Source organism: Paenibacillus mendelii, from assembly GCF_024498075.1.
Taxonomy (GTDB): domain Bacteria; phylum Bacillota; class Bacilli; order Paenibacillales; family Paenibacillaceae; genus Paenibacillus_Z; species Paenibacillus_Z mendelii.
In genome coordinates this window covers 261,833-285,320 of record NZ_JANHOF010000007.1, presented here as the reverse complement: position 1 = coordinate 285,320, position 23,488 = coordinate 261,833, and the positions used below count along the sequence as shown (strand labels likewise).

Below are 23,488 nucleotides of genomic sequence, written 5' to 3'. Positions count from 1 at the left end.
GCGCTATGATGTAATTTCGGTAGTATGAGCGTGGTTAGTGTCCAAAATTAGGGGGTTAAACCGAAAAGGGTCTTACAGCATCGCCACTCTTTATGGGCAGCATCTGTTAGACCCTTTTCTACCGTTACAGCTCCCGATCCCCGGCCGCTCGTACACTTTCACCAGCTGTAACTCCCAAAAAGGGTCTTACAGCATCGCCCCCCACTCTGGGCAGCAGCTGTTAGACCCTTTTCTACCGTTACAGCTCCCGATCCGCGGCCGCTCGTACATTTTCACCAGCTGTAACACCCAAAAAGGGTCTTACAGCTATGCCACTCTCTATGGGCAGCAGCTGTTAGACCCTTTTCTACCGTTACAGCTCCCGATCCCAGGCCGCTCGTACACTTTCACCAGCTGTAACACCCAAAAAGGGTCTTACAGCATCGCCCCCCACTCTGGGCAGCAGCTGTTAGACCCTTTTCTACCGTTACAGCTCCCAATTCCCGGCTGCCCGTACACTTTCACCAGCTGTAACACCCAAAAAGGGTCTTACAGCGTCGCCCCTCTCTATGGGCAGCAGCTGTTAGACCCTTTTCTACCGTTACAGCTCCCGATCCCCGGCTGCTAATCCTTCGACCATCATCGACGACGATCCCCGGTCAACAGCCACCTGTTACCTTTCACTAGCGCATCCGATCAGCAGCCGACTGTCACCTTTATCTTCACCTTTGTACCGCTCACCTACTCCAGCCGCCCCGGTAATACCCACTCCCCGCATCAAGCCATCGAGCTGCCGCCCCCCATTCTACAATCCCGTCGTCAGTACGGATCATCCTGATAGTAATAATTCGGGTTGACCGTTAGGTTGTCGTAATGGGTGTGAAAAATAGGCGTCGTCGCGGGTGACACAGGCGGGATCAGCCAAGACCAGTTACCGGTAACCGCCCGCCCCGCTTGGCGTTCCTTATCGGTGAACCTCGCGAACTGCTTGGACGCCGTATGATGGTCCACGATCGTCACGCCTTCTTGCTTGTACGAATGCAGAACCGCCACGTTCGTCTCTACAAGCGCGCGGTCCCGCCATAAGCTCGCTTCCTTGCTCGTATCCAATCCCATAATCTCCGCTACCCGGGGCAGCATGTCATACCGGAATTCGTCCGCCAAATTGCGTGCTCCAATTTCCGTTCCCATGTACCAGCCGTTGAACGGCGCGGCTGTATAGTGCAAGCCGCCGATTTCCAGCCGCATGTTGGATACCAACGGTACCGCGTACCATTTCAACTGCAGCTCCGTGAACTGCTCGTAATCCGGATGTACCAGCGGCACCTCAAGAATGAGCCGCTCCGGGATCGGGAACAGCTTCGGCTTGCTGCCCCCGAGCTGCAGAACAAGCGGGAGCACATCGAATGCCGTACCCGCTCCGCTCCAGCCCATGAACTGGCAGATTTGCGTCAGCTTCACGGAAGCCGGATCGCCTATAATGCCTTCTGGCGTCTCATACCCCGCATACCGGATGAGCTGGTAGTTCCAGATGCGAGGCCCATCCCCGGTGGCAGAATCCGCTGCAGGCGGGAACACCGTTATCGCAGGACGGATTTTGCCCTTATTCGTCGCATATTCGATATGGCGAAATAACGCCTCCGCCATCTCTTCTTCCGTCTGCGCGCCGCGTGCGTCCAGGACGCGCATCGTCTCCCAGAACAGACGACCGATGCAGCGGTTGCTGTTGCGCCACGCCATTTTGGCCCCATGCTCCAGCTCTTCGAACGTATGGGTGTATGTACCGGTCTCCGCAATCGAATCACTTACTTCCCGGATGCGCTTATCCGTCTCCAGCCTTGTCTTTCCAAGCTCGCGGAAGCATGCGCGGATGAACGATTCCGACTCTTCCATTCGTGTTCTATGTTGTGCAGCAGCCTGCTGTTCCACCGGAAGACCCCACCTGTTCGTTATGATTCATCTATTATACAACAATAAGAAGTCCCCACCGAAGCCGGCGGGAACTTCTAGCCTTATTCTTATGAATAGTATGATGCAAAAAGCACTTTACTGGTTAGAGAGCGCATTGCGCACCGCCAAAATATACTTCGCCTGATCGAGAGGATTAACGCCCCGGCGAAGCCGCTCGACATCGACATCCGGCGGGCAGTCCCGGTAGCCCGCGAAGAAAGCGGACAGCGTCCCGCGGCCCTTGGTCAACGATCCAAGCCGGGCCGGAAACTCAAGAGAGGTCGCGACCGGCAGCAGCCCCTCAATTTCCATCCGCTCTTGACGGACAACGGGCGTATCGAACTCGCCGCGCATCATGATGAGCTCATTCATCAACTTGCCTCCATACTCCTCGGGGACCGATAACCGGAACCGGAGCAGCGGCTCCAGCAGCTTCGTCCCCGTGTTCATGAGGCCATTCATGATGCCCATCGGGGTCGCCACGACAAAGTCGAGCGGATGCGTATGCCACACATGATGCTCGCCCTCGACGAGCGTAACGCGAAGGTCGGTAACCTCCCACGCTCGAAGCCCCTGCTGCAGCGCCTCCGGCACGCGGCGCGCCACTTCGTTCTGATAGCTGTCAAGCAGCTGCTCTCCTCTAACCAGCGATGTATAGGTAAGCCCGCTTCCACGCTCGCCGGGTTCAATCCGGAATCGCAGGATCGCCCAGCACGGCTTGGGCATCGTATAGGCGACGAAGCCCTCTCCCGCGGAAGCCGGCGTTTCCTTGTAAATGACGCTCGGTGCCCCGAAGGTCACCTGCAGGCCGAACCGGCTCTGCAGCAGATGGGTGAGCACCTCAACTTGAATCTGCCCCATCACTTTCAGATGAAGCTCCCGCTCTTCAGGCAGCCACTGCAGATCAAGCAGCGGATCCTCGTCGGCCAGCTCTTGAAAGGCCGTCACGACAGCCGGATATTCCGCGTCATTGCGCCACTGCACCTGCACGGTTAGCAGCGGCACCGCAAGCCGCTTCTCGCCTGGCACCCCATCCGGCGATCCCACGATATCGCCGATTCGAGCCCGGTTCCAGCCATATACGGCTGCGATGTCACCCGCCCGTAAGACGCCGATATCCTCTGTCTTCTGCCCGATCAACCGGCGAATTTGCGTCACCTTGTCCTCCAGCTGACGGGTATAATTCCGAATCATATCCCGGTTGCGGATGACGCCGTCATAGAGACGGACGAAAGCGATTCGCCCCATAGCGGGATCACGCTCGATTTTGAATACGACGCCGGATAACGGAGCTTCCACGCTCCCCGCGGGAGGAGGCATGTACCGGACGATCGCATCCAGCAGTGCCTCCACCCCAATGCCCCGGCCCGATGCGCCGAACAGGACGGGAAACAGCTCGCTGGCGTGAACGCCTTCAATGAGGTGGGGCAGCATCAAGGAAGAATCCAGCTCGCCCTGCTCCAGATACAGCTCCATTGCCGTTTCATCCCGCTCCGCCACGGCCTCCATCAGCTTCTCCCGATAGGCCTCAGCCTTCAATGGCCATTCATCGCCGCTCAGTAAATCGGCAGATCCGCCGAAATCGGCCTCTTGGCCGTCAGGAGCGCTTATAGGCACCGCTTGGCGGGAGAGCAGACGGCCGATCTGTTTCAGCACCGCATCAGCATCGGCTCCGATCCGATCCATTTTATTCACATAGATTAGGGTAGGAATCCGCAGCTCCCGCAGTGCCTGCCAGATGACCTCCGTCTGCGCCTGCACACCTTCGACCGCCGATACGATAAGGACAGCGCCGTCCATGACCCGCAGCGAACGCTCGACTTCGGACAGAAAATCGACGTGCCCGGGCGTATCTACCAAGTTGATGTCCGTTCCGCCCCACGATAATCTCGTAACGGCAGCCCGGACGGATATCCCCCGCTGGCGCTCCACTTCCAGCGAATCCGTCTGGGTCGTGCCCGTATCCACGCTGCCTAGCGACCGCAGCTGTCCGCTCCGGAACAGCATCTGCTCCGTTGTCGTCGTCTTGCCGGCATCGACGTGAGCGAACAAGCCTACATTGCGCATCGTATGATGTTGCTCGTTCATCGCTGACGTTCTCCTTCCACTCTTGTTTGTTACTCTATCATGCGCAAAGCGAGCCAGAGATTCAAGTCGGCAAAAGGATATTAATAACATTTTCCATTCTCCGCCCCGGAGCAGCAGGAATATTTTCTACATTGAGGGATTGTTTCTCTTTTGGGTATAGTATACTATGCGCGTTTTTTAACAAAATCTATTTTCGGAAGAGGATCACACGATGAGCAAAATGTTGAAATGGACATTGACGGCGCTTGTCGGCATTCTAGTGCTAACAGGCGGCTTTACGAACGTCCATGCATTATCACTATTCGGCAGCGGCTCCGATCAGGCGGGATCGGGAGACTTATTTGCCGGCCTCCTGGGTGAGACCAGCCAGGAGGCAGCGACAGATAATGCCGAGAAGAAAACGATTGTGATGGGTACGTCACCCGACTATGCCCCCTATGAAAGCGTCGATGCCAAGGGCGGCGGCGAGATCATCGGCATGGACATCGACATAGCCAACCACATTGCGGATAAGCTGGGCTATGAGCTGAAGATATCCAGCATGGATTTCAACGGTTTACTCGCGGCACTGCAAACCAAACGGGTCGACTTCGTCATGTCGGCGATGTCGGTGACGGAGGAGCGCAAGCAGAGCATCGATTTCTCCGATAGCTACTATGCCGCACGGAATACGATCGTCTCCAGCGAAGAGGATAATTTCACCTCTCTGGATCAGCTGAAGGGAAAGCGGATCGGGGTGCAGCTGGGCTCCACACAGGAGAAAGTCACCCAAGAATTGAAGGACGCGTCCGTGAAGAAGCTGAACCGCATTCCCGATATGATTCAAGAGATCCGGGCAGGCCGGCTGGACGCCGCCATCATCGAGGATGCGATTGCGCTGGAATATACCACGTCGAATCCGGAGCTTAAATTCAATATGATTCCGGCGTCCTCCGGGGACGAAGGGTATGCCATCGCATTCCCGAAGGGCTCTGCGCTCACGAATGATTTCAACCGCGTGCTGGAAGAAATGAAGAATGACGGCACGCTGCAGGCGATTACAGACAAGTGGTTCGGTAACGAGAACGAGGAAGAGAACAAGCGGGGCTCCGGAGTCATCGACTTTGGTGTGTTGGAAGGCTACGCCAGCTATCTGCTGCGCGGCGTGTTCATCACGCTTCTGTTCACATTCGTATCCGCGCTGTTCGGTTTCGTGTGGGGTGCCATTCTATCCTTATTCAAAATATCCAGCATCAAGCCGCTGCAATGGTTCGCGACGGTCTACACGTCCGTATTCCGCGGTACCCCGCTGCTGCTGCAGCTGATTCTCTTTTATTATGCCACACCGCAGCTGACCGGCTACGATATAACGGCGCTGCAGGCGGCCGGCCTTGCATTCGGCTTGAACTCGGCCGCCTACCTGTCGGAGACGATCCGAGGCGGCATTCTTGCCGTGGACAAAGGCCAGCGCGAAGCCGCGATGGCGCTCGGCATCCCATACGGAACGATGATGGTCAGCATCATTTTTCCGCAGGCGATCAAGACCATCCTTCCGGCGCTCGTGAATGAATGCGTTGCGCTGGTCAAGGAATCGTCGCTCATCTCCGTGATCGGCGTCGCCGATTTGATGCGCAGGGCGAATGTCGTCCAGGCCGATACCGGCCGCGCGCTGGAGCCGCTCTTATTCATCGGGGCGATCTATTACATTCTCGTGCTTGTGTTGACCTCACTTGCCCGTTTGCTAGAAAGGAGGATGCGCCGCAGTGATTGATGTCCAACATTTGTCCAAAACCTTCGGTAAGCTGGAAGTGCTGCGAGACATCTCAACATCCGTAAGCCGCGGGGAGGTCGTGGCGATCATTGGACCTTCCGGCTCCGGCAAGTCAACCTTCCTGCGCTGCCTTAATCTGCTGGAAACACCGACAGAAGGCCAGATTATAATCGACGGAACGGACATTACCGATCCGAAAAACGATATTACCCGGATCCGTCAGCGGGTTGGCATGGTGTTTCAGCATTTTCATCTGTTTCCGCATATGACCGTCATGAATAACATTACGTTCGCACCCATGAAAGTGAAGGGGCTGTCCGCTGAAGAAGCGCGAACGAAGGGACTGCAGCTGCTCGAACGCGTCGGTCTCCAGGATAAAGCCGACGTCTATCCCTCGAAGCTGTCCGGCGGGCAGAAGCAGCGTGTCGCGATTGCGCGCAGCCTGGCCATGGACCCGGAGATTCTGCTCTTCGACGAGCCTACATCCGCGCTCGATCCGGAGATGGTCAAGGAGGTGCTCGCCGTTATCCGCGATCTCGCCTCGACCGGCATGACGATGCTGATCGTAACGCATGAGATGAAGTTCGCCCGCGAAGCGGCCAACACGATCTATTTTCTAGATGGCGGCAAGCTGATTGAGCGGGCCGATCCGGAGCAATTCTTCCGACAGCCGCAAAGCGAACGCGCTGCCCGTTTTCTCGAGCAAGTTCTGTAAGAAAGGCTGGCTAGCAGTTGGCAGTGGTTGATATCATTTCGCATACGAAACGAAAGAACCGCCGGGGGAATGCCCTCGGCGGTTCTTTCCTTCCTAACACAGCAGCAGCCGTTGATCGCTCAGTGGGGGCTCTCCATGTTCACGACCGAATACGATCTCCATTCGTCGGGGAGCAGCCGTTGATACTGCGCCTTCAGGTATCTGTCGTCCACCAGCACGAGTGTGCCGCGATCCTGCTCCGAGCGGATCAATCGTCCTCCCGCCTGCAGCACTTTGTTCATGCCGGGATAGACGTAGGCGTAATTATAGCCGTTCCTGCCCGTCCGTTCGAAATAGTCTTTAATTACATTCCGCTCCAAGCCAAGCTGCGGAAGCCCTACGCCGACGACAATGACCCCGCTTAGCCGGTCTCCCACCAGATCGATGCCTTCGGAGAAAATGCCGCCCATGACGGCAAATCCGATGAGCGTCCTTGCGTTGGCAGCATCGAAAGCGGCTAGAAACCGCTCTCGTTCCTCCTCAGACATGCCCGTCTGCTGGATGAGGATATCTGCGTGCTCCTGCCCTCCATCTATCGTCATGAACCGTTCGTACACATCGGTCATATACGCATACGAAGGGAAGAACACCAGGTAATTACCCTGCTTCTTCTCCGTGATCTGCCTGATCATTCTCGCGAGCGGTTCCTTCGTCCGTTCACGGTCTTGATAGCGCGTGGACAGCGGCTGAATGATGACATCCAGCTGCTCGTGCGAGAACGGCGACGGGATCGCAACGGCATAATCCTCCTCGCTGCCGCCAAGCATCTCTACGTAGAAGCTGAGAGGAGACAGCGTGGCGGAGAAGAAAATATGACTGCGGAAGCCTTTACCCATCTGACCGAGCAGATACGAGGGGTCCAGACAGAACATCCGGACGTGCACCTCGCTCTTGAAGCATTCCGTGTAGGTGACGTGACGCTCGTCATACAGATTGGCAATGCGCAGGAAGTCTTGGGCGGTAAAATAACCATCAAGCAGCAGCGAGGCCGCATGCGCATGCTCCACGCCCAGCGTCCCTGCAGCAAGCACCTTCTCCGCCGTATACACGAAGAACTCGACCAGCTCGATAAGCGTTTCCGGCCGCTCTGACTCGACAAGGGTCTTTTGTTCTCCCATTGCTTTGCGTACACTGAGCAGATGCCGGTTCACTTCCTTGGAGGCTTCATATACATCTGTTCGAATCGCCTTGAACGTCCGCGCAAGCTCAAGGAAATCCGCCTTATTCAGCTCGGCGGAGTACATTTCCCTGCCCCGGTCCACCAGATTATGCGCTTCGTCGACCAACAATGCCGTCTGCCGCTTCTGGTCCTCGAACATCCGCTTCAAATTTACTTTCGGATCGAAAATGTAGTTATAATCGCAGATGATGCCATCTGCGGCGTAGGCGGCATCCAGCGAGAACTCGAAGGGGCATACCTTGTGCTTGCGGGCATATTGCTCCACTACCTGCCGGGTCATAGCCGTCTCATGGGACAGCATGTCCAGCAAAGCGCCGTTCACGCGATCATAATAGCCGTCGGCATATTCGCAGAACTCCTTGGAGCAGCGCATCTCCGACTGGAAGCACACCTTCTCCTTGGCCGTTATCGTTACCGTATGCATATGCAGCCCTCTCGCTTGCATCAGGGCCAATGCATCTTCTGCGGCGGTTCGGGTAATCGTCTTGGCCGTCAAATAAAACAATCGCGAAAGCAGTCCTTCGCCGATCGCTTTGACTGCCGGGAACAGCGTCGAGATCGTCTTGCCTGTTCCCGTTGGCGCCTTGGCGAACAGCTTGCGTTTATCCGCTATGGACTGATACACCGATCCGGCCAGCTTCCGCTGCCCTTCCCGGTACGCGTCGAAGGGGAAAGGCAGCGCCCTCATGCTGGCAGCGCGGGCGATGACATGACGGTGTCTCTGCTCCGCATAAGGGGCGTAGCCGCGAACCATCTCTTCCATGAACTGTGCCAGCTCCTCGAAGGTCATCTCACGGACGAACCTGCGCTGCTCTTCGGTATCCACCTGAACGTAGGTGAGCTGAATGCGCATGCTAGGAAGCCCCCGCTCCTCCGCCACCATATAGGCGTAGCAAATCGCTTGCGCCCAATGAACCGGGTATCCATCATCGCCAATGGCTTCTATGCTGCCCGACGTAGACTTGATTTCATCCACGGTAAGCCCTTCATCCAAATCGAGCAGGCCGTCACAGCGCCCATCCACGACAAAGAGGAGATCGCCGCGGGGCATCTCCGTCTTCACATATACTTCCTTGCGATCCTTCTCGCCATAGAGCTTCTGGATCTTCTGATGGGCCTTCGTGCCGTCCGTCAGAGTTGTCGTCGTGTGGAATCCGGATTCGATGCTCCCGCTCCTGTACACATATTCGACAAGCGACCTTACAGAAATTTGAACCGTATCCGCCATTATACGCCTCTCCTGCCTGCCCTCATGCGAGAGAACATTTGTTCCTCCATTGTATCACGGCCGGAGCGTCCCGCGCACCTTAGATTGTATCCTTCTTAAATCTCTTTCCCGCAGCCCGGGCAGAACGCGAAGTTTGCCTCCACCTTATCGCCGCAGAACGGACAATAGTTTCCGGCATATTTACGGGTTCTCTGTCCCCGCGCACGATTCCCATTCTGAACCGAATCAACATCATTTGGATCAATGCTGTCGCTCATGGAACCGCCGCTCCCGAAACGAAGGTTCAGCGGATCCGGCTCCTCCTTCTCGTCCACAATGTCGAGCAGGGACATCCGGTTGCGGGAGGTGGCGTTCTTGTAATGGTATACCGCCTGCACGATGCCCATGCCGATGAAGGCGATACCGAACAGCGGGAAGACGACGCTGATCAAAGGGAAAGGAGCATCCTTCGTGATGTTAAATGCAATTACGGTCCAAATAATGCCGAAAATAATGGCAAATACACTGCCTGCCGCTCCCATCGCAGAAGGTCCTCTTCCAGGCTTGATGCTTCTCATGACGCTTCGCCTCCAAACGGTTTGTGATGGCTTCTCCTACGGTGCACCAGGCAAAAAGGTTGCGAGATGCCTGCAGCATCGGCGCATCCTGCCATTATCAAGGTTGCCTTGAGCAGCACACCGCAGCTCATACATATGAGCTGCAAGCAGTGTTCATCCCAATAACCGTCCCAAGCACTGGTTCAAGCTTGTCAACGTTTCCTGCCGCTGCCTGATTAACGCGGACAGCGGCCACAGTGCCGAGCCGCGGCGGATGTCGCCATCGATCAGCCGCAGCATCCAGATCGAGAACACCGCAGCATACAAGGCATATTCCCTGTGGAGCAACTCCGTATCCAGCTTGCTGCCTTGCCGCTTCCTCTGAGCCGCATATACGTCCAGCAGCCTTTCTCTCACCTTCTCCGTCATACTTCCGGGAAACGTCGGGTGAGACATGTCCAGCACATGATACAAATCCCAGAAAGGCGAGTTCAGGTGCATATGCTCCCAATCGAGCACGATTAAGCGCCCATCGGACAAGGCATAATTGCCCGCATGCAGGTCTCCATGCGACAGCACCTTCTCTTGTCCGAACGGCGTCTCTTCCGCCTTGAGAATATTCAACACCTCTTGGAGATATGTGGTGTTTACCCCAAGCTCCACGCCTGTCTGCAGCACATGCTCTTCATCCGAAATAAGTTCCGCGGCGAGTATCTCGATGGGCGGCTTCGGCCCTTGGAGCGGACCATCGCGAAGTCCGCCCGTCGGGAAGGCGTGCCACCAAGCCATATACCGTATAAGCTCAACAGCCGTCTCCTCCCGGAATGTATGATCCAGAGCGCCAAGATCTTCGAAGAGAAGCCAGTGTCTCCCTTCTTGACTATCTATGGAAGCCGCGAGCAGACGCGGGTATAAGGGCGGAAAATAAGGCAGGACATGCTTGTAAACCCACAGCTCAGAGCCCCACTGTCCGTCATTGGTGAGCGGCTTAAAGATGCAGCTGCCGCCAACCGTCAGGCGGAGACGCTCGACGCTGCTGCCGTTCATGCCCGTATACAGTGCGTCCCGCGTAGCGATCAGCCTCCCATCCAAAGAGCCGTCCGGCAGTATCATTCCCCTCGGAAGCCCCATGCTTCGATCCTCCGTTTCGTTTGTGCATCCATTGTTTTCCACAAGTTGCTTTTCTTATTATATCATCCATCATTCATTTCGTTCAGAATCCGCTCTCGATTTTATCAAAAACGGTGTGCCGGCCCATCGATTTTGGCATGCATGGATTGGAAAATATATTTTTTATGAAAATCTATGAAAACCTTCGCCGTTCTGTGATACTATAGCTTCATTGTTCAAAATTAAGCGATAAGAACGGATGTGCAGGCAGTCAGAATGGAACAGGCAGCTATGAATAATAAAACAGGCGGCGTAAGCTTGAATTTGTATAAACTCACGTGGCCGATATTTCTCGAAGTATTGCTGTTTATGTTGATGGGAACGGCAGATACCCTGATGCTGAGCGGGGTATCCGACGATGCGGTATCCGCGGTCGGCGTCGTGAATCAGTATATCTTTATTTGCATCCTCATCATGGAAGTCATCAGCAACGGCGCATCCGTCGTCGTGGCGCAATATATAGGCTCCCGCAGGATGCTTGAGGCCTCCAAGATCGCAGCATTATCGATCACGCTGAACCTGCTGCTCGGACTGGTAGTCAGCGCGGCGCTGTTCATCTTCAGTGATGCCATTCTTAGCTCGATGAACCTGGACGGACAGGTGCTCGAGTATGCGAATACGTATATGGGGATCGTAGGCGGATTTCTCTTTTTGCAGGCACTTATCAATGTCATCGCCAGCCTGGTGCGTACGTACGGATTCACGAAGGAATCCATGTATGTCGCTCTCGGCATGAACGTGATTCACGTTGGGCTTAACTACGTGCTCATCTTCGGCTATCTCGGATTTCAAGAAATGGGCGTAGCCGGTGCCGCGGTATCCACGGTGATCAGCCGCGCGCTGGCGCTGGTTGTCTTCGCTTGGGTGCTCTACCGCGTCATGGAGGTCCGCATTATGCTGCGCGACTATGTGACGTTCTCCAAGACGTATATTCGTAAAATCCTGTCGGTCGGCATTCCGTCCGCTCTCGAGCAGGTGACCTATCACGCTTGTCAAACGGTCTTTCTCTACTACGTTACCTTCTTGGGCGCAGCAGCGCTCGCATCCCGCTCTTACGCCATGACAATATCACAGTATATCTACTTGTTCAGTGCGGCGATCGGGATGGGTACGGCCATTATCGTTGGTCGCTACGTCGGCGCACGGCTGAAAGACCAGGCGTACCGGCGGGTACTGCAAAGCGTTATCTGGAGCGTGACCATTACAATCGTGGTCGATATCGTGGTCATAGCATTCCGCGAGCCGTTAATTGGCCTGTTCACCGATAGCACGGATGTCATTCGTATGGCCTCACATGTCATTCTGTTCAGTATCGTGCTCGAAACGGGACGCTCAGTTAACCTTGTGTTCATCAATGCTTTGCGGGCGGCAGGCGATGTGAAATTTCCGGTGTATATGGGTTTTATTTCGATGGTGTGCATGAGTCTGCCTCTTGGCTATATGCTCGTATTCCGTCTGGATATGGGACTTGTCGGGGTGTGGCTGGCGATTGCCGCCGATGAGTGGCTGCGAGGGATCATCATGTGGCAGCGCTGGCGAAGCAGGGTGTGGGAGAAGCGTTCACTCGTTGATCCCATGGAACCTGCAGCTGCCGCTGTGGCTGGCTCTGCAAGCTAGTTCGTACTCGGCCCCGCTTAGGGGCCGAATTTTTTTTATTCGAATTCACGGTTTACTTCCAGGGCCAGGTATGTTATTTTTATTTCGATAAGTTTAGAAATATAGATGCAGATGGGAGTGAGACAGCATATGGCCGAAGATAACGCGGACGTAAGGCAAGCTGTCAAGGTATATAAAGCGCTAGGAGAACCGACCCGGCTCAGAATCGCCCTGCTGCTAACCGAAGAGCGTAATCTATGCTGCTCCGATATCGCAGGCAAGCTCGAATCCGTCGCCGGTTCAACGCTATCTCATCATCTCAAGCAGTTAACGGACTGCGGTCTGCTGAATCTCCGCAAAGACGGCACTTATATCTACTATAGTGTGGACCGTGAGATGGCAGAGAAATATGCGCCATATTTGCTGGCGTAATATTTTTGTTTATATTTCTATGTTTTTAGAAATATCGAAATAAAGAGAGGAGACGAGGGACCATGTCGAACGCTTGGAAAATCTATATACTGGCCATCGTCACTTTTCTGGTCGGAACGTCAGAATTTATTATTGCAGGTATTCTGGATAAGGTTGCGGAAGATACCGGTGTTTCCGTTTCTGCTGCGGGTCAGCTAATTACGGTGTTCTCACTGGCTTACGCCTTCGGCACTCCCTTTCTCATGGCTGTTACAGCCCGCGTGGAAAGACGGAAGCTTCTGCTCTACTCACTTGCTGTGTTTATCGCCGGTAACATCATCGCAGCCCTATCGCCCAATTTCGAATTTCTTGTGGCCTCGCGAATCGTCCTGGCGCTCAGCACCGGAGTATTCGTCGTTACAGGGCTGACGGTAGCCTCTAAGCTCGCTCCGCCTGACAAACAAGGGAGCGCCATCGCGACACTCGTTATGGGCTTCAGTACGGCCTTAATCGTGGGCGTACCTCTTGGCAGAGTCATTGCCTCCGTCTACGACTGGAAAGCCATCTTCGGGGGGATCGGTCTGCTTGGGGTGCTTGCCATGTTTATCATCTACTTCGCCCTGCCGCAGAGCGCTGGCGAAGAGCCCGTACCGCTGCGAAGCCAGCTGGCCCTCTTGAAACAGCCCAGAATCGCCATTGCTTTGGCAGTTACCTTTCTCTGGATTAGCGGCTACGCCATCGCCTATACGTATATATCACCGTTTCTTCTGACCGTAACAGGAATGAGCGAGAAAGGCGTAAGCGCCGGGTTGTTCGCATTCGGAATCGCAAGCTTGATCGGGTCGAAATTCGGCGGTTACAGTACGGACAGATGGGGGGTTCCCCTTACGCTGGTAGGCGGAATAGGCATTCATGCCGCTGCTCTGATCCTCTTGTCTCTAACCGCCGGAACCCCGGCCATCGTGTTTCCGCTGTTGATGCTATGGTCGTTCACCGCGTGGACGACGGGGCCAACGCAGCAGTATTATTTATTAACGCTTGCCCCTGGAGCCTCCGGCATTATGCTAAGCCTGAACAGCTCCGTTCTTCAGCTGGGCATGGCGGCAGGCGCAGGCATCGGCGGCGTTGTCGTCGAGCGGGCTTCACTATCGTCCATTAGTTGGATCGGCGCATTGGGTGTCGCCATCGCGGCAGGTACAGCCTTCGCTTCCATAAAACTAAACCGCATACGCAAGCATAGGTGTGTCGTCGAGCCCGTCCTGGAGAAAGCGGGAGCTTGATCAATTGTTCTTATCCCCAACTTATCAACAACATATCCACTTTATCCACAACGCTTGCTGTAAGGTTATACCAATCCGCTCAACCATTGCTGGACTAATGGACCGCAATGAATCGAGTTTGCTATAGATAAGCGCCCTTTCACCAACTGTGAAGGGGCGCTTGTATATATGGTTCTATCCCATCGTGCTTGCCTGTTTATCCACCCAATATAAATGGTAATTAATGTTATACACATGACGTAACGAAATAATACTTGTATAATACATAATGTATAGTGGGAGCAGACCTTTCGCATGTAAATAGTTGGTTTTTATATTCAATTGACGAATCGGTTGTTGCACCTTAATATGGTATATTATATGTTAACGCATACACAAAAAACGGCGTAACATCAACGCTTTTCCGCTTTTATGGACCAAAGCGTTAAACCGTTTTATGTGTGGCGTCCATTATTGAGAGGGGCAAATTTACGTGAAAAAAATGACATGGCTAGCGCTTGTCCTTTCAGCCGTCCTGATAACTGCAGGCTGTGGAAGCAAAGCTACCGAGAACGGAAACACCGATTCGGGCAACGCAGGGGGCGGAGCTGGAAATGCGGAGAAGAAAACGTACACGATCGCGATTTCACAAATCGTCGAGCATCCATCCCTGGACGCTACGCGAGAAGGCTTCCTAGCCGCACTGAAGGATGCCGGCCTGACCGAAGGCGACAACCTGAAAGTTGATTACAACAATGCACAGGACGATCCGGCGAATAACCTGTCGATCGCACAGAAAATTGCCGGCCAGAAGAACGACCTCGTTCTCGGGATCGCAACTCCGTCCGCTGTCGCACTTGCTTCGAAGGTGAAGGATACGCCGCTGTTATTCGCTGCTGTAACCGATCCGGTTGATGCTAAGCTTGTTACGAACGTAGACCAGCCTGGAGGCAACATCTCAGGTGCATCCGATACGAACCCGGAAGCGATCGTCAAGCTGATGGACTTCATCGCTGGCAGCTTCCCTAATATCAAGACCGTCGGTATTGTCATCAATGAAGGCGAACCGAATGCAGTCATTATGGCGAAGAAAGCCGAAGAGACATTGACCAAACACGGTATCAAGCTTGTGAAAGCCGCCATTACCAACTCATCTGAAGTTAAGCAAGCTGCTGAATCACTGGTAGGCCGCGTGGATGCATTCTACATTACGCTTGACAATAAAGTTGTAAGTGGCGTGGATGCCATTTTGCAAGTTGCAAAAAATAAGAAGATCCCTTTCTTCTCTAGTGATCGTGACACCGTCGAGAAGGGTGCCTTCGCAACCGTCGGCTTCAAGTACTACGACCATGGTTACCAAGTCGGCCAAATGGCTGTAGAAGTTCTGAAGAACGGCAAGAAACCTGCCGAAATGAAAGTTACCGTTCCGGACAAGCTTGACCTTATTCTTAACCTTAAAGCTGCAGCTGATTACGGTATTGAAGTAACAGACGATATGAAGAGCCAAGTGAAAGATCAAGAACAAAACCTGATTCAATAATTGATAATGCGGGAGTGAACGTTCTTTCGTTCACTCCCTCTTCATGCTGTTATCAACCCATCTGTAAATATTGGTAAAGGAGGACAATCATGCTTGACTCGATGTATGGTGCAGTCGAGCTCGGCCTACTGTACAGTTTAATGGCGCTTGGCGTCTTTATTACATTCCGCATTCTCGATTTTCCCGACTTAACCGTGGACGGAAGCTTTGCAACAGGAGGCGCAGTTGCTGCTGTCCTGCTTTCGAATGGCTATTCGATGTGGATCGCCATGATCGCCGCCTTCCTTGCCGGAACGGTAGCGGGTGCGTGCACAGGCCTACTGCATACCAAGGGCAAAATTAACGGGTTGCTTTCAGGCATCCTGATGATGATTGCTCTCCATTCAATAAATCTTCGCATCATGGGCAAGCCGAATACTTCCTTGCTTGATATCGAGCCTATGTTTTCCTCTATATCCCCGATTTGGGTCAAGCTTATCGTCATGGCTGTCTGTATTCTCGTGATTAAGTTTCTGCTGGACGCCTTCCTGCGTACCGATATGGGACTTGCACTCCGGGCGACTGGCGACAACCCACGCATGATTCGCAGCTTCGGTGCCAATACCGACAATACAAAGATGCTCGGCATCAGCTTGTCCAACGGTCTTGTCGCACTTTCAGGCGGATTAATTGCCCAGCAATCGAGCTATGCGGATATCTCGATGGGGATCGGCATGATCGTAATCGGTCTGGCCTCCGTCATTATCGGCGAAGCGATCTTCGGTGCCCGCACCGTCTTCTGGGCGACGCTTGCCGCTGTTCTGGGCTCCATCGTCTATCGGATCGTCGTTGCACTCGCTCTGCGGGTGGAGTGGCTTGAAGCATCGGATTTGAAGCTTATTACAGCCTTGATCGTCATCGTAGCGCTCGTACTTCCTTCAGCGCGGCGGGCGATGAAGCAGAAGAGCATGGCCAAGAAACGGTCGGCTCAGCTAACAGCCGAGGCATCGAAGACGCCAACGCCAACAGGAGGTGCACGATAATGCTCGAGCTTTCTAACGTATCGAAATTGTTCTATCCCGGAACGCCGGACGAGAAGATCGCATTATTCGGCATCAACCTGAAGCTGAATCCCGGCGACTTCATTACCGTCATCGGCAGTAATGGCGCCGGCAAGTCGACGCTCATGAACGTTATCTCCGGAGTCATGACGCCAGATACGGGCCATGTCAAAATCAACAACTCGGCTATTACGCATCTTCAGGAGCATCAGCGCAGCCGGTGGATCGGAAGGGTCTTCCAAGATCCGATGGCAGGCACTGCGCCGCATATGACGATCGAGGAAAACCTCGCCATGGCCTATTCCCGCGACAAGTCTCGCGGTCTTGCGTTCGGCGTTACGGCGAGAAGACGCAAGCTGTTCTATGAGCAGCTGGGGCGGCTCAATCTTGGTCTAGAAAAACGGATACGTGCGAAGGTCGGCCAGCTGTCGGGCGGGGAGCGCCAGGCGTTAAGCCTGCTAATGGCGACATTCACAAAACCACAAATCCTGCTGCTCGACGAGCATACCGCTGCGCTTGATCCATCTAGAGCGGAATTGATTACCCGCCTGACCGAGAGCATCGTCCGGGAGATGAAGCTGACAACGCTGATGGTCACCCATAACATGGAGCAGGCCATCCGGCTCGGCAACCGGCTCATCATGATGGATAAGGGCCGGATCATCCTGGATGTGAACGAGGAACGGAAGAAGGATCTGACCGTTGCTCAGCTGCTTGGCGAATTCGAACAAATCAGCGGCCATAAGATGACTGATGATCGCGTCGTATTCGGGTAGTTAGCATGGCATTCCAATAGCTTGCATACAAAGGGGGCTGAGCGAAGTCGAATTAACGACTTTGGCTCAGCCCTCTTTATTCGTTCCCTTATTCACGGGTTCTCTTGATCCATCCATTCCTCGTAAAGCTGGTTCAGCCTATCCTGAACGGCTTCCCGCTCCGCCCACAGCGCTGCCAGCTCTTCGGTATCCGTTGATTGTTCGGACAGCTTATTCAGCCGGGCATCCAGCTCGATAAGCCGGCTCTCCTGCTGGGCAATAGAAGGCTCCAAGCGCTCAGAAGCATTCCCGGCCTTCATAGAACGTGGCAATTTGGCCGCCCTGGGTGCTTTGGACTCAGACAAGGTTCTTACATCCACGGAGGATGATGGATTCCTTACGGCATTATAGCCAGCAGCCCGATCCGCTTGCAGCTGCGCCCGCTTCTCCTGATACGCGTCGAAGTCGCCCAAGTATACGGTAATTCGCCCCATCTCGAGCTCCCACACTTTGTCGGCCAACCGGTTGATGAAATAGCGGTCGTGCGTAATGGCCAGAATAGTTCCCGGAAATTCCTCAAGCGCTTCCTCCAACGCTTCTCTTGATGCAATATCCATGTGGTTGGTCGGCTCATCGAGAATCAGCATATTCGGTTTGCGGAGCATAAGCAGCGCCAGCCGCAGCCGCGTCCATTCGCCTCCCGAGAGCTGGCCCACTGTTTTGAACACGTCCGCTCCGTAGAACAAATAGCGGGCGAGACGAGAGCGGGCCTCCCCTTCTTCCAGCCCTGCTTCCTCGCGGAAATAGGTGAGTACGCTTGTACGGCCATCCCCAGGCGGGTCCAGCTGAGCCAAATAGCCAATATCTACCCGGGATCCCCATTCAAACGTTCCCTCCTCGGCATGCTCCTCACCGAGAAGCAGCTTGATGAACGTTGATTTACCGGAACCGTTGGGCCCGACGAGCATAATCTTCTCCCCATATTCCAATTCGCCATTCATGCCGCTCAGCACCTGAGCAGCACCGAAGGACTTCGTTAACCCTTCGAACCGGAGTACCTTTCTTCCAGAGCGGTCGGCTGGTGAAAGCCCGAACTCGGCCCCCTTCTGTTCCAATACCGGCCGCTTGAGCTTCTCCATTCGTTCAAGCGCCTTTCTCATCGAAGCTGCGCGGCGGAAAAATTTCTCGTTTCCCCCGACCCGTCCCCACTCCTCCAGCTGGCGAATCGTTTCCCTCATCTTCTTGATCCGCTTCTGCTGTTCCTGATAGTCGGCAAATAGCTGAAGCAGCCTCTCCTCTTTCTCCTTCATATAGCCGGTGTAATGGGTCAAGTACGTATGCGCCTCGCCATCTTCCAGTTCTATAATTTTCGTCACAACGCGGTCGAGGAAGGTACGATCATGGGATACGATCAGACATGCGCCATCATACTGTTTAATGAATGTCTCCAACCATTCCACGCTGACCATATCCAGATGGTTGGTCGGCTCGTCAAGCAGCAGCAATCCAGGCCTGCGAATGAGCAGCGCGGCAAGGCCGATCTTGGTTTGCTCGCCGCCTGACAGCGTATCGAACCGCCGCTTGTAGAACGCCTTCGCAATCTGCAGACCACCCGCCACTTGATCGATGTGAGCCTCCATCTCATAGCCGCCATCACGCTCGAAGCGCTCCTGCAGCTTGGAATACGCCTCCAGCAGCCGGGCGAGCCGGTCCGGGTCCTCAGCTGTCGACGGATCGGACATGCTAAGCTCCAGCTGGTTCATACTGGCCTTACAATCGAGCAAATCCTTATAGCCCGATGCCAGTACGTCATGGACGGTAGCCGAGCTCCATTCTTCCGGCACTTGGGCCAAGTAGCCGATCTGCGTATCCTTGCGAATGGCAAGCTGCCCTTCGTCTTGCTTCAGCTCCTTGGCAAGAAGACGCAGCAGGGTCGTCTTGCCGCTCCCGTTGCGGCCGACAAGCCCCACCCGCTCCCCGTCATGAATTTCGAATGTCACATCCTCTAGAATAAGCTGGGCACCGTGGTATTGCTTTATATTTTGACTATTTACAATTAACATAATGGATCCTCCTAGTTATGAAGACCCTAGCCAGAAACGACAAAAAAGAGCCGCGGGAAAAGCCCCGCGACCCTCTTGGATATAATCCGTCTGAGGTTAAGGTAGGCGTCTTTTCGCGAATGGTGTAACCGTATGGATATCAATGGACAGACTTCTCCCGTCTTGGGAAAAAGCATGCACAATGCCAGCCATCGCTATGGGCAGCTGGCTGATCCGGTTATTCACCGATTCGCGATTCATCCTACCTCACCTCCTTAACATTCGTTTGAAATACCGCGGAGCGAATGCTCCGTCATATAAAGAAAAAGCTCGCACTTATGTGCTGATAACTGCTTATAAATTTACCACAGTTCATCTTGTATTGGCAACAAGAGCGGTTCCCAGCCCTCCTATGCGCCCATCACCTTTGAAAGTTGGTTCTGAACGTCACCGGACGGACGAACAAACGGCAGATCGGATATCCCCGGCCTGCTATTCTCCACTTCGGATTCTTATACTTGCTGAAGCGCTTCGATTTCAATCGATATTTTCACTTCATCGCCGATAAGCACTCCGCCCGTTTCCAATACAGCATTGTAAGTCAAGCCGTAATCGCTCCGTTTGAGGCTGCCTACTGCGCTGAAGCCTGCTTTCGCATTACCCCATGGATCCTTGCCCGCACCCTCGAACGAAACAGCGAATTTCTCTGGGCGTGTAATCCCATGAAGCGTGAAATCGCCCGTTACCTCATATTCTCCATCGCCTGATTTCGTAATTCTCGTTGCCTCAAAAGTCATCTTCGGATTTGCCTCCACATCGAAGAAATCAGCGGAGCGCAAATGCGCATCCCGGTCTGCATTACGGGTATCGATGCTGCTTAGATCTATGCTGAACCGAATGGAGGCCGAGGTCAGATCCTCAGGGTCGGCCTCGATCTGAGCTTCGAAAGTGTGAAACGTTCCTTTCACTTTCGCGATCATCATATGCTTGACTGAAAAATCAATACTGCTGTGTGTGGGATCCACAGACCATTGCGATAATGCCATCATATATTCCTCCTCATATTTACTTACTTTTAATTAGATACTAACTTATTTGAATGTATGTACCTATTGTAGTTTCCACACCAACATTTGTCAATCCCTTTTCGAGATCGATTGTCCCTATTCCGCTGCAATTGAAACAAATAAGGTGAATTCTGGACTGCCGACTACACGATTAGTGCAAATAATAGGGGGAAAACTGCAAATAAAAATAACGGAATGAAGCGGTATACTTCCGAAATAATTGCTATAATGACAAGATGGGTAAGCTTTGTGTGTGGGGGATGATCACCACCGCTTCGGGGACTACCGGAAGATGCATTCAATCTTTTGTGGAGGTTAACAAGAATGAGTAACAGCATTAGAATCGGAATCGTAGGCTATGGTAATCTGGGCAAAGGCGTTGTCTCTGCAATCGGTCAAAATCCGGACATGGAGCTCGTCGGTATTTTCACACGCAGGGAACCTTCTACCTTAAACAATCCGGACGGATTGAATTTTCTCCATGTGAGAGAAGTAGAGCAGTACACAAACTCGATCGACGTTATGATCTTGTGCGGCGGATCGGCAACCGATTTACCTGAGCAAGGACCTCAGTTCTCCACCATGTTCAATACTGTAGACAGCTTCGACACCCACGCTAAAATCCCTGAGTATTTCGAGAAAGTCAACCAGTCAGCCGTTAAGTCCGGCAAAGTCGCCGTCATCTCGACAGGCTGGGATCCAGGTATGTTCTCCTTAAACCGTCTGATGGCAGAGTCCATTCTTCGCGAAGGTACTGATTACACATTCTGGGGAAAAGGCGTCAGCCAAGGGCATTCCGATGCGATTCGCCGGGTACCCGGGGTTAAAGGCGGCGTTCAGTACACGGTACCGGTACAATCGGTTATCGATGACATTCGCAATGGCGGAACGCCTGAACTGGCCACTCGTGAAAAGCATCTGCGTGAATGTTTTGTCGTCGCGGAAGACGGTGCAGATTTAGAGAAAATCACCCAAGAAATCGTGACGATGCCCAACTATTTTGCCGATTACGACACAACCGTTCACTTCATTAGCCAAGAAGAATTGGCGGCTAATCACTCGGAAATGCCTCATGGCGGATTCGTGATCCGCAGCGGTATAACCGGGAACAACAATCGCCAAATTGTTGAATATTCCCTAAAGCTGAGCAGCAACCCCGAATTTACAGCAAGCGTTCTGGTTGCCTATGCTAGAGCCGCTTATCGTCTGTCTAGCGAAGGCGTATCCGGCGCTAAGACGGTCTTTGATATCGCCCCGGGCTATTTGTCTCCGAAATCGCCAGAGCAGTTAAGAGCAGAGCTCCTGTAAGGTTTGCCTCTCTTTGGTTTATTTCAGTCAAATTCAGACTTTCTCCTGCTAGGGGAAAGCCCGCTATGCGTTTACCTGTCAATTCACTGCGGACAGGCCTCCGCACCGCTAATATAGCGGATTTCGGAGGCTTGTTCTCACCTCTGACCAGCTATCCGCGTTCCATTTAGCAGCAATGGCATTCATTACCTCTAATGATGCTAGATCCGAACGAAACCACCCTTCTTGTCCGATATCAGACGGATTTCCGTCTGCCGAATTGTGGATACTCAAACCGGTGTAACCCGCGGTTTCATTGGTTCTTTTGCCCTCATCACTTTTTTTTTGAGGGGTCATTAAATAATTTTTATTTTGTTTTTCATGAAAATCCCTATATAATTGATTAAAAGTACAAATCGTATGTGGATTTATACAAAAGACAATATAGACAGGAGCCCTCGGATGCTTATTACGACTGGAAAAGGAACCGATTACGTCAAAGCAGTCTATGAAACCGTCATTAAACGCAATCCTAATGAAGAAGAATTTCATCAAGCCGTCTACGAAATTTTATTTTCTCTTGCGCCTGTGTTTGATCAGCATCCGGAGTTTATTAAAGCCGGTATTCTAGAACGGCTCGTTGAGCCGGAAAGAATGGTTTCCTTCCGTGTACCTTGGGTAGACGATCAAGGCAAAGTACGCGTTAATCGCGGCTACCGCGTGCAGTTCAACAGTGCTAACGGCCCTTACAAAGGCGGACTGCGCTTCCACCCAACCGTTAATGCAAGTATCATTAAGTTTCTCGGCTTCGAGCAAATTTTCAAGAACTCCCTGACCGGACTGCCAATCGGCGGCGGCAAGGGCGGAGCGGACTTCGATCCTAAAGGCAAATCCGACATGGAGATGATGCGCTTCTGCCAAAGCTTCATGACCGAATTGTACCGTTTCATCGGACCGGATACGGACGTTCCTGCCGGCGATATCGGCGTTGGCGCCGCAGAAATCGGTTATATGTTCGGACAGTACAAGCGCATCCGCAATGCGAACGAAGCTGGTGTTCTGACAGGCAAAGGGCTGGATTACGGCGGCAGCTTGATTCGTAAAGAAGCAACGGGCTACGGCGCCGTTTACTTCGCCGAAGAGATGCTCAAAGCTACTGGAGACAGCATGGAAGGCAAGCGCGTCATCGTATCGGGATCCGGTAATGTATCGATCTACGCGATCGAGAAAGCGCAGCAATTAGGCGCACATGTCGTAGCATGCAGCGATTCGAGCGGTTATATCTACGACCCCAACGGCATCAACCTGGACACCGTAAAGCAGCTTAAAGAGGTTGACCGCAAAAGAATCAGCGACTACACCCTGGTTCACCCTGAAGCGGAATTCCATGTAAACTTTACGGACATCTGGTCGATCCCATGTGAAGTTGCCATCCCATCGGCCACTCAGAACGAAATCGACGCAAAAGCAGCGAAGCAATTGATTGCAGGCGGCGTCAAAGCAGTCGTTGAGGGTGCCAACATGCCTTCATCGCTGGAAGCTATCGATCTGTTCCTGGACAACAATGTCTTGTTCGGACCTGCTAAGGCAGCGAATGCTGGCGGCGTAGCCGTATCCGCACTAGAGATGGCTCAGAACAGCATGCGTTTTGCTTGGACAGCAGAAGAAGTCGATGCGCGGCTGCTCCAAATTATGAAGAACATTTACAGCGAAAGCATGAAAGCTGCTGAGAACTACGGCAGCCCTGGCAATCTGGTCGTCGGCTCCAACATCGCTGGCTTCCTGAAAGTTGCAAGAATCATGCTGGCACAAGGCGTTATCTAGCTTACTGCACTCATCCTATATGTCCCCCAACC

Annotated in this window: 18 protein-coding genes; 10 read left to right on the top strand and 8 right to left on the bottom strand. The window is 53.4% G+C overall.

All coding sequences use genetic code 11. The annotated features are described in order from the left end of the window. Positions 1-798: 798 nt before the first annotated feature. Together NNL21_RS22420 and NNL21_RS22415 are read right to left on the bottom strand one after the other, a co-directional pair. Positions 799-1,872 carry a nitric oxide synthase oxygenase gene (locus NNL21_RS22420; protein WP_204820433.1) on the bottom strand — a complete coding sequence of 358 codons (1,074 nt, stop codon included), beginning with the start codon at positions 1,870-1,872 and terminating at the stop codon, positions 799-801. Between the two features lie 153 nt (positions 1,873-2,025). Further along, positions 2,026-4,017 carry a GTP-binding protein gene (locus NNL21_RS22415; RefSeq protein ID WP_204820227.1) on the bottom strand — a complete coding sequence of 664 codons (1,992 nt, stop codon included), beginning with the start codon at positions 4,015-4,017 and terminating at the stop codon, positions 2,026-2,028. Between the two features lie 211 nt (positions 4,018-4,228). On the opposite strand from NNL21_RS22415, the gene NNL21_RS22410 reads away from it, so the two are divergent. Continuing rightward, on the top strand, positions 4,229-5,767 hold the full coding sequence (locus NNL21_RS22410) for an ABC transporter substrate-binding protein/permease (protein WP_256555399.1): 1,539 nt from the start codon (positions 4,229-4,231) through the stop codon (positions 5,765-5,767). Beyond that, positions 5,760-6,482: an amino acid ABC transporter ATP-binding protein gene (locus tag NNL21_RS22405; protein WP_204820228.1), complete on the top strand. Its 723-nt coding sequence runs from the start codon at positions 5,760-5,762 to the stop codon at positions 6,480-6,482. The genes NNL21_RS22410 and NNL21_RS22405 overlap by 8 nt, the downstream gene beginning before the upstream one ends. Positions 6,483-6,601: 119 nt before the next feature. On the opposite strand, the gene NNL21_RS22400 is transcribed toward NNL21_RS22405, so the two are convergent. The 3 genes from NNL21_RS22400 to NNL21_RS22390 form a co-directional block, all read right to left on the bottom strand. After that, positions 6,602-8,929: an ATP-dependent DNA helicase gene (locus NNL21_RS22400; RefSeq protein ID WP_204820229.1), complete on the bottom strand. Its 2,328-nt coding sequence runs from the start codon at positions 8,927-8,929 to the stop codon at positions 6,602-6,604. Positions 8,930-9,024: 95 nt separating this feature from the next. Beyond that, a complete protein-coding gene (locus tag NNL21_RS22395; RefSeq protein WP_204820230.1) occupies positions 9,025-9,486 on the bottom strand; it encodes a zinc-ribbon domain-containing protein in 462 nt (153 codons plus the stop codon). Positions 9,487-9,639: 153 nt separating this feature from the next. Continuing rightward, the gene (locus NNL21_RS22390; RefSeq protein WP_204820231.1) at positions 9,640-10,596 is read right to left on the bottom strand and encodes a phosphotransferase; all 957 of its coding nucleotides are present in this window, start codon (positions 10,594-10,596) and stop codon (positions 9,640-9,642) included. Positions 10,597-10,866: 270 nt separating this feature from the next. Between NNL21_RS22390 and NNL21_RS22385 the strand changes: the two genes are divergently transcribed. From NNL21_RS22385 to NNL21_RS22360, 6 genes are all read left to right on the top strand, one after another. Continuing rightward, the gene (locus tag NNL21_RS22385) at positions 10,867-12,252 is read left to right on the top strand and encodes an MATE family efflux transporter (protein ID WP_256555398.1); all 1,386 of its coding nucleotides are present in this window, start codon (positions 10,867-10,869) and stop codon (positions 12,250-12,252) included. 129 nt (positions 12,253-12,381) lie between these two features. Beyond that, positions 12,382-12,663 carry an ArsR/SmtB family transcription factor gene (locus tag NNL21_RS22380; protein ID WP_204820233.1) on the top strand — a complete coding sequence of 94 codons (282 nt, stop codon included), beginning with the start codon at positions 12,382-12,384 and terminating at the stop codon, positions 12,661-12,663. A gap of 62 nt (positions 12,664-12,725) precedes the next feature. After that, positions 12,726-13,922: an MFS transporter gene (locus NNL21_RS22375; RefSeq protein ID WP_204820234.1), complete on the top strand. Its 1,197-nt coding sequence runs from the start codon at positions 12,726-12,728 to the stop codon at positions 13,920-13,922. A 472-nt stretch (positions 13,923-14,394) separates the two neighbouring features. Next, the gene (locus tag NNL21_RS22370; RefSeq protein ID WP_204820235.1) at positions 14,395-15,441 is read left to right on the top strand and encodes an ABC transporter substrate-binding protein; all 1,047 of its coding nucleotides are present in this window, start codon (positions 14,395-14,397) and stop codon (positions 15,439-15,441) included. A gap of 89 nt (positions 15,442-15,530) precedes the next feature. Beyond that, on the top strand, positions 15,531-16,463 hold the full coding sequence (locus NNL21_RS22365) for an ABC transporter permease (RefSeq protein WP_204820236.1): 933 nt from the start codon (positions 15,531-15,533) through the stop codon (positions 16,461-16,463). After that, a complete protein-coding gene (locus NNL21_RS22360; protein ID WP_204820237.1) occupies positions 16,463-17,257 on the top strand; it encodes an ABC transporter ATP-binding protein in 795 nt (264 codons plus the stop codon). The genes NNL21_RS22365 and NNL21_RS22360 overlap by 1 nt, the downstream gene beginning before the upstream one ends. A gap of 92 nt (positions 17,258-17,349) precedes the next feature. On the opposite strand, the gene abc-f is transcribed toward NNL21_RS22360, so the two are convergent. From abc-f to NNL21_RS22345, 3 genes are all read right to left on the bottom strand, one after another. Then, on the bottom strand, positions 17,350-19,299 hold the full coding sequence (gene abc-f, locus NNL21_RS22355) for a ribosomal protection-like ABC-F family protein (RefSeq protein ID WP_204820238.1): 1,950 nt from the start codon (positions 19,297-19,299) through the stop codon (positions 17,350-17,352). A 96-nt stretch (positions 19,300-19,395) separates the two neighbouring features. Continuing rightward, positions 19,396-19,539, bottom strand: coding sequence for a hypothetical protein (locus NNL21_RS22350; protein WP_204820239.1), 144 nt, complete (start codon positions 19,537-19,539; stop codon positions 19,396-19,398). A gap of 251 nt (positions 19,540-19,790) precedes the next feature. Then, entirely contained in the window at positions 19,791-20,324 is a 534-nt protein-coding gene (locus NNL21_RS22345) for a YceI family protein (protein WP_204820435.1), read from the bottom strand. Positions 20,325-20,669: 345 nt separating this feature from the next. Between NNL21_RS22345 and NNL21_RS22340 the strand changes: the two genes are divergently transcribed. Both NNL21_RS22340 and gdhA read left to right on the top strand, forming a co-directional pair. Then, on the top strand, positions 20,670-21,653 hold the full coding sequence (locus NNL21_RS22340) for a diaminopimelate dehydrogenase (protein ID WP_204820240.1): 984 nt from the start codon (positions 20,670-20,672) through the stop codon (positions 21,651-21,653). A gap of 441 nt (positions 21,654-22,094) precedes the next feature. Continuing rightward, the gene (gdhA, locus tag NNL21_RS22335) at positions 22,095-23,456 is read left to right on the top strand and encodes an NADP-specific glutamate dehydrogenase (RefSeq protein ID WP_204820241.1); all 1,362 of its coding nucleotides are present in this window, start codon (positions 22,095-22,097) and stop codon (positions 23,454-23,456) included. Positions 23,457-23,488 lie beyond the last annotated feature (32 nt).

Excerpts from the sequence above, each read along its gene's own strand:
- NNL21_RS22345 (WP_204820435.1), bottom strand. The coding sequence starts at position 20,324 with ATGGCATTATCGCAATGGTCTGTGGATCCCACACACAGCAGTATTGAT.
- NNL21_RS22340 (WP_204820240.1), top strand. The coding sequence starts at position 20,670 with ATGAGTAACAGCATTAGAATCGGAATCGTAGGCTATGGTAATCTGGGC.
- abc-f (WP_204820238.1), bottom strand. The coding sequence starts at position 19,299 with ATGTTAATTGTAAATAGTCAAAATATAAAGCAATACCACGGTGCCCAG.
- NNL21_RS22375 (WP_204820234.1), top strand. The coding sequence starts at position 12,726 with ATGTCGAACGCTTGGAAAATCTATATACTGGCCATCGTCACTTTTCTG.
- NNL21_RS22415 (WP_204820227.1), bottom strand. The coding sequence starts at position 4,017 with ATGAACGAGCAACATCATACGATGCGCAATGTAGGCTTGTTCGCTCAC.
- NNL21_RS22385 (WP_256555398.1), top strand. The coding sequence starts at position 10,867 with ATGAATAATAAAACAGGCGGCGTAAGCTTGAATTTGTATAAACTCACG.
- gdhA (WP_204820241.1), top strand. The coding sequence starts at position 22,095 with ATGCTTATTACGACTGGAAAAGGAACCGATTACGTCAAAGCAGTCTAT.
- NNL21_RS22360 (WP_204820237.1), top strand. The coding sequence starts at position 16,463 with ATGCTCGAGCTTTCTAACGTATCGAAATTGTTCTATCCCGGAACGCCG.
- NNL21_RS22380 (WP_204820233.1), top strand. The coding sequence starts at position 12,382 with ATGGCCGAAGATAACGCGGACGTAAGGCAAGCTGTCAAGGTATATAAA.
- NNL21_RS22390 (WP_204820231.1), bottom strand. The coding sequence starts at position 10,596 with ATGGGGCTTCCGAGGGGAATGATACTGCCGGACGGCTCTTTGGATGGG.
- NNL21_RS22420 (WP_204820433.1), bottom strand. The coding sequence starts at position 1,872 with ATGGAAGAGTCGGAATCGTTCATCCGCGCATGCTTCCGCGAGCTTGGA.
- NNL21_RS22350 (WP_204820239.1), bottom strand. The coding sequence starts at position 19,539 with ATGAATCGCGAATCGGTGAATAACCGGATCAGCCAGCTGCCCATAGCG.
- NNL21_RS22365 (WP_204820236.1), top strand. The coding sequence starts at position 15,531 with ATGCTTGACTCGATGTATGGTGCAGTCGAGCTCGGCCTACTGTACAGT.
- NNL21_RS22395 (WP_204820230.1), bottom strand. The coding sequence starts at position 9,486 with ATGAGAAGCATCAAGCCTGGAAGAGGACCTTCTGCGATGGGAGCGGCA.
- NNL21_RS22410 (WP_256555399.1), top strand. The coding sequence starts at position 4,229 with ATGAGCAAAATGTTGAAATGGACATTGACGGCGCTTGTCGGCATTCTA.
- NNL21_RS22400 (WP_204820229.1), bottom strand. The coding sequence starts at position 8,929 with ATGGCGGATACGGTTCAAATTTCTGTAAGGTCGCTTGTCGAATATGTG.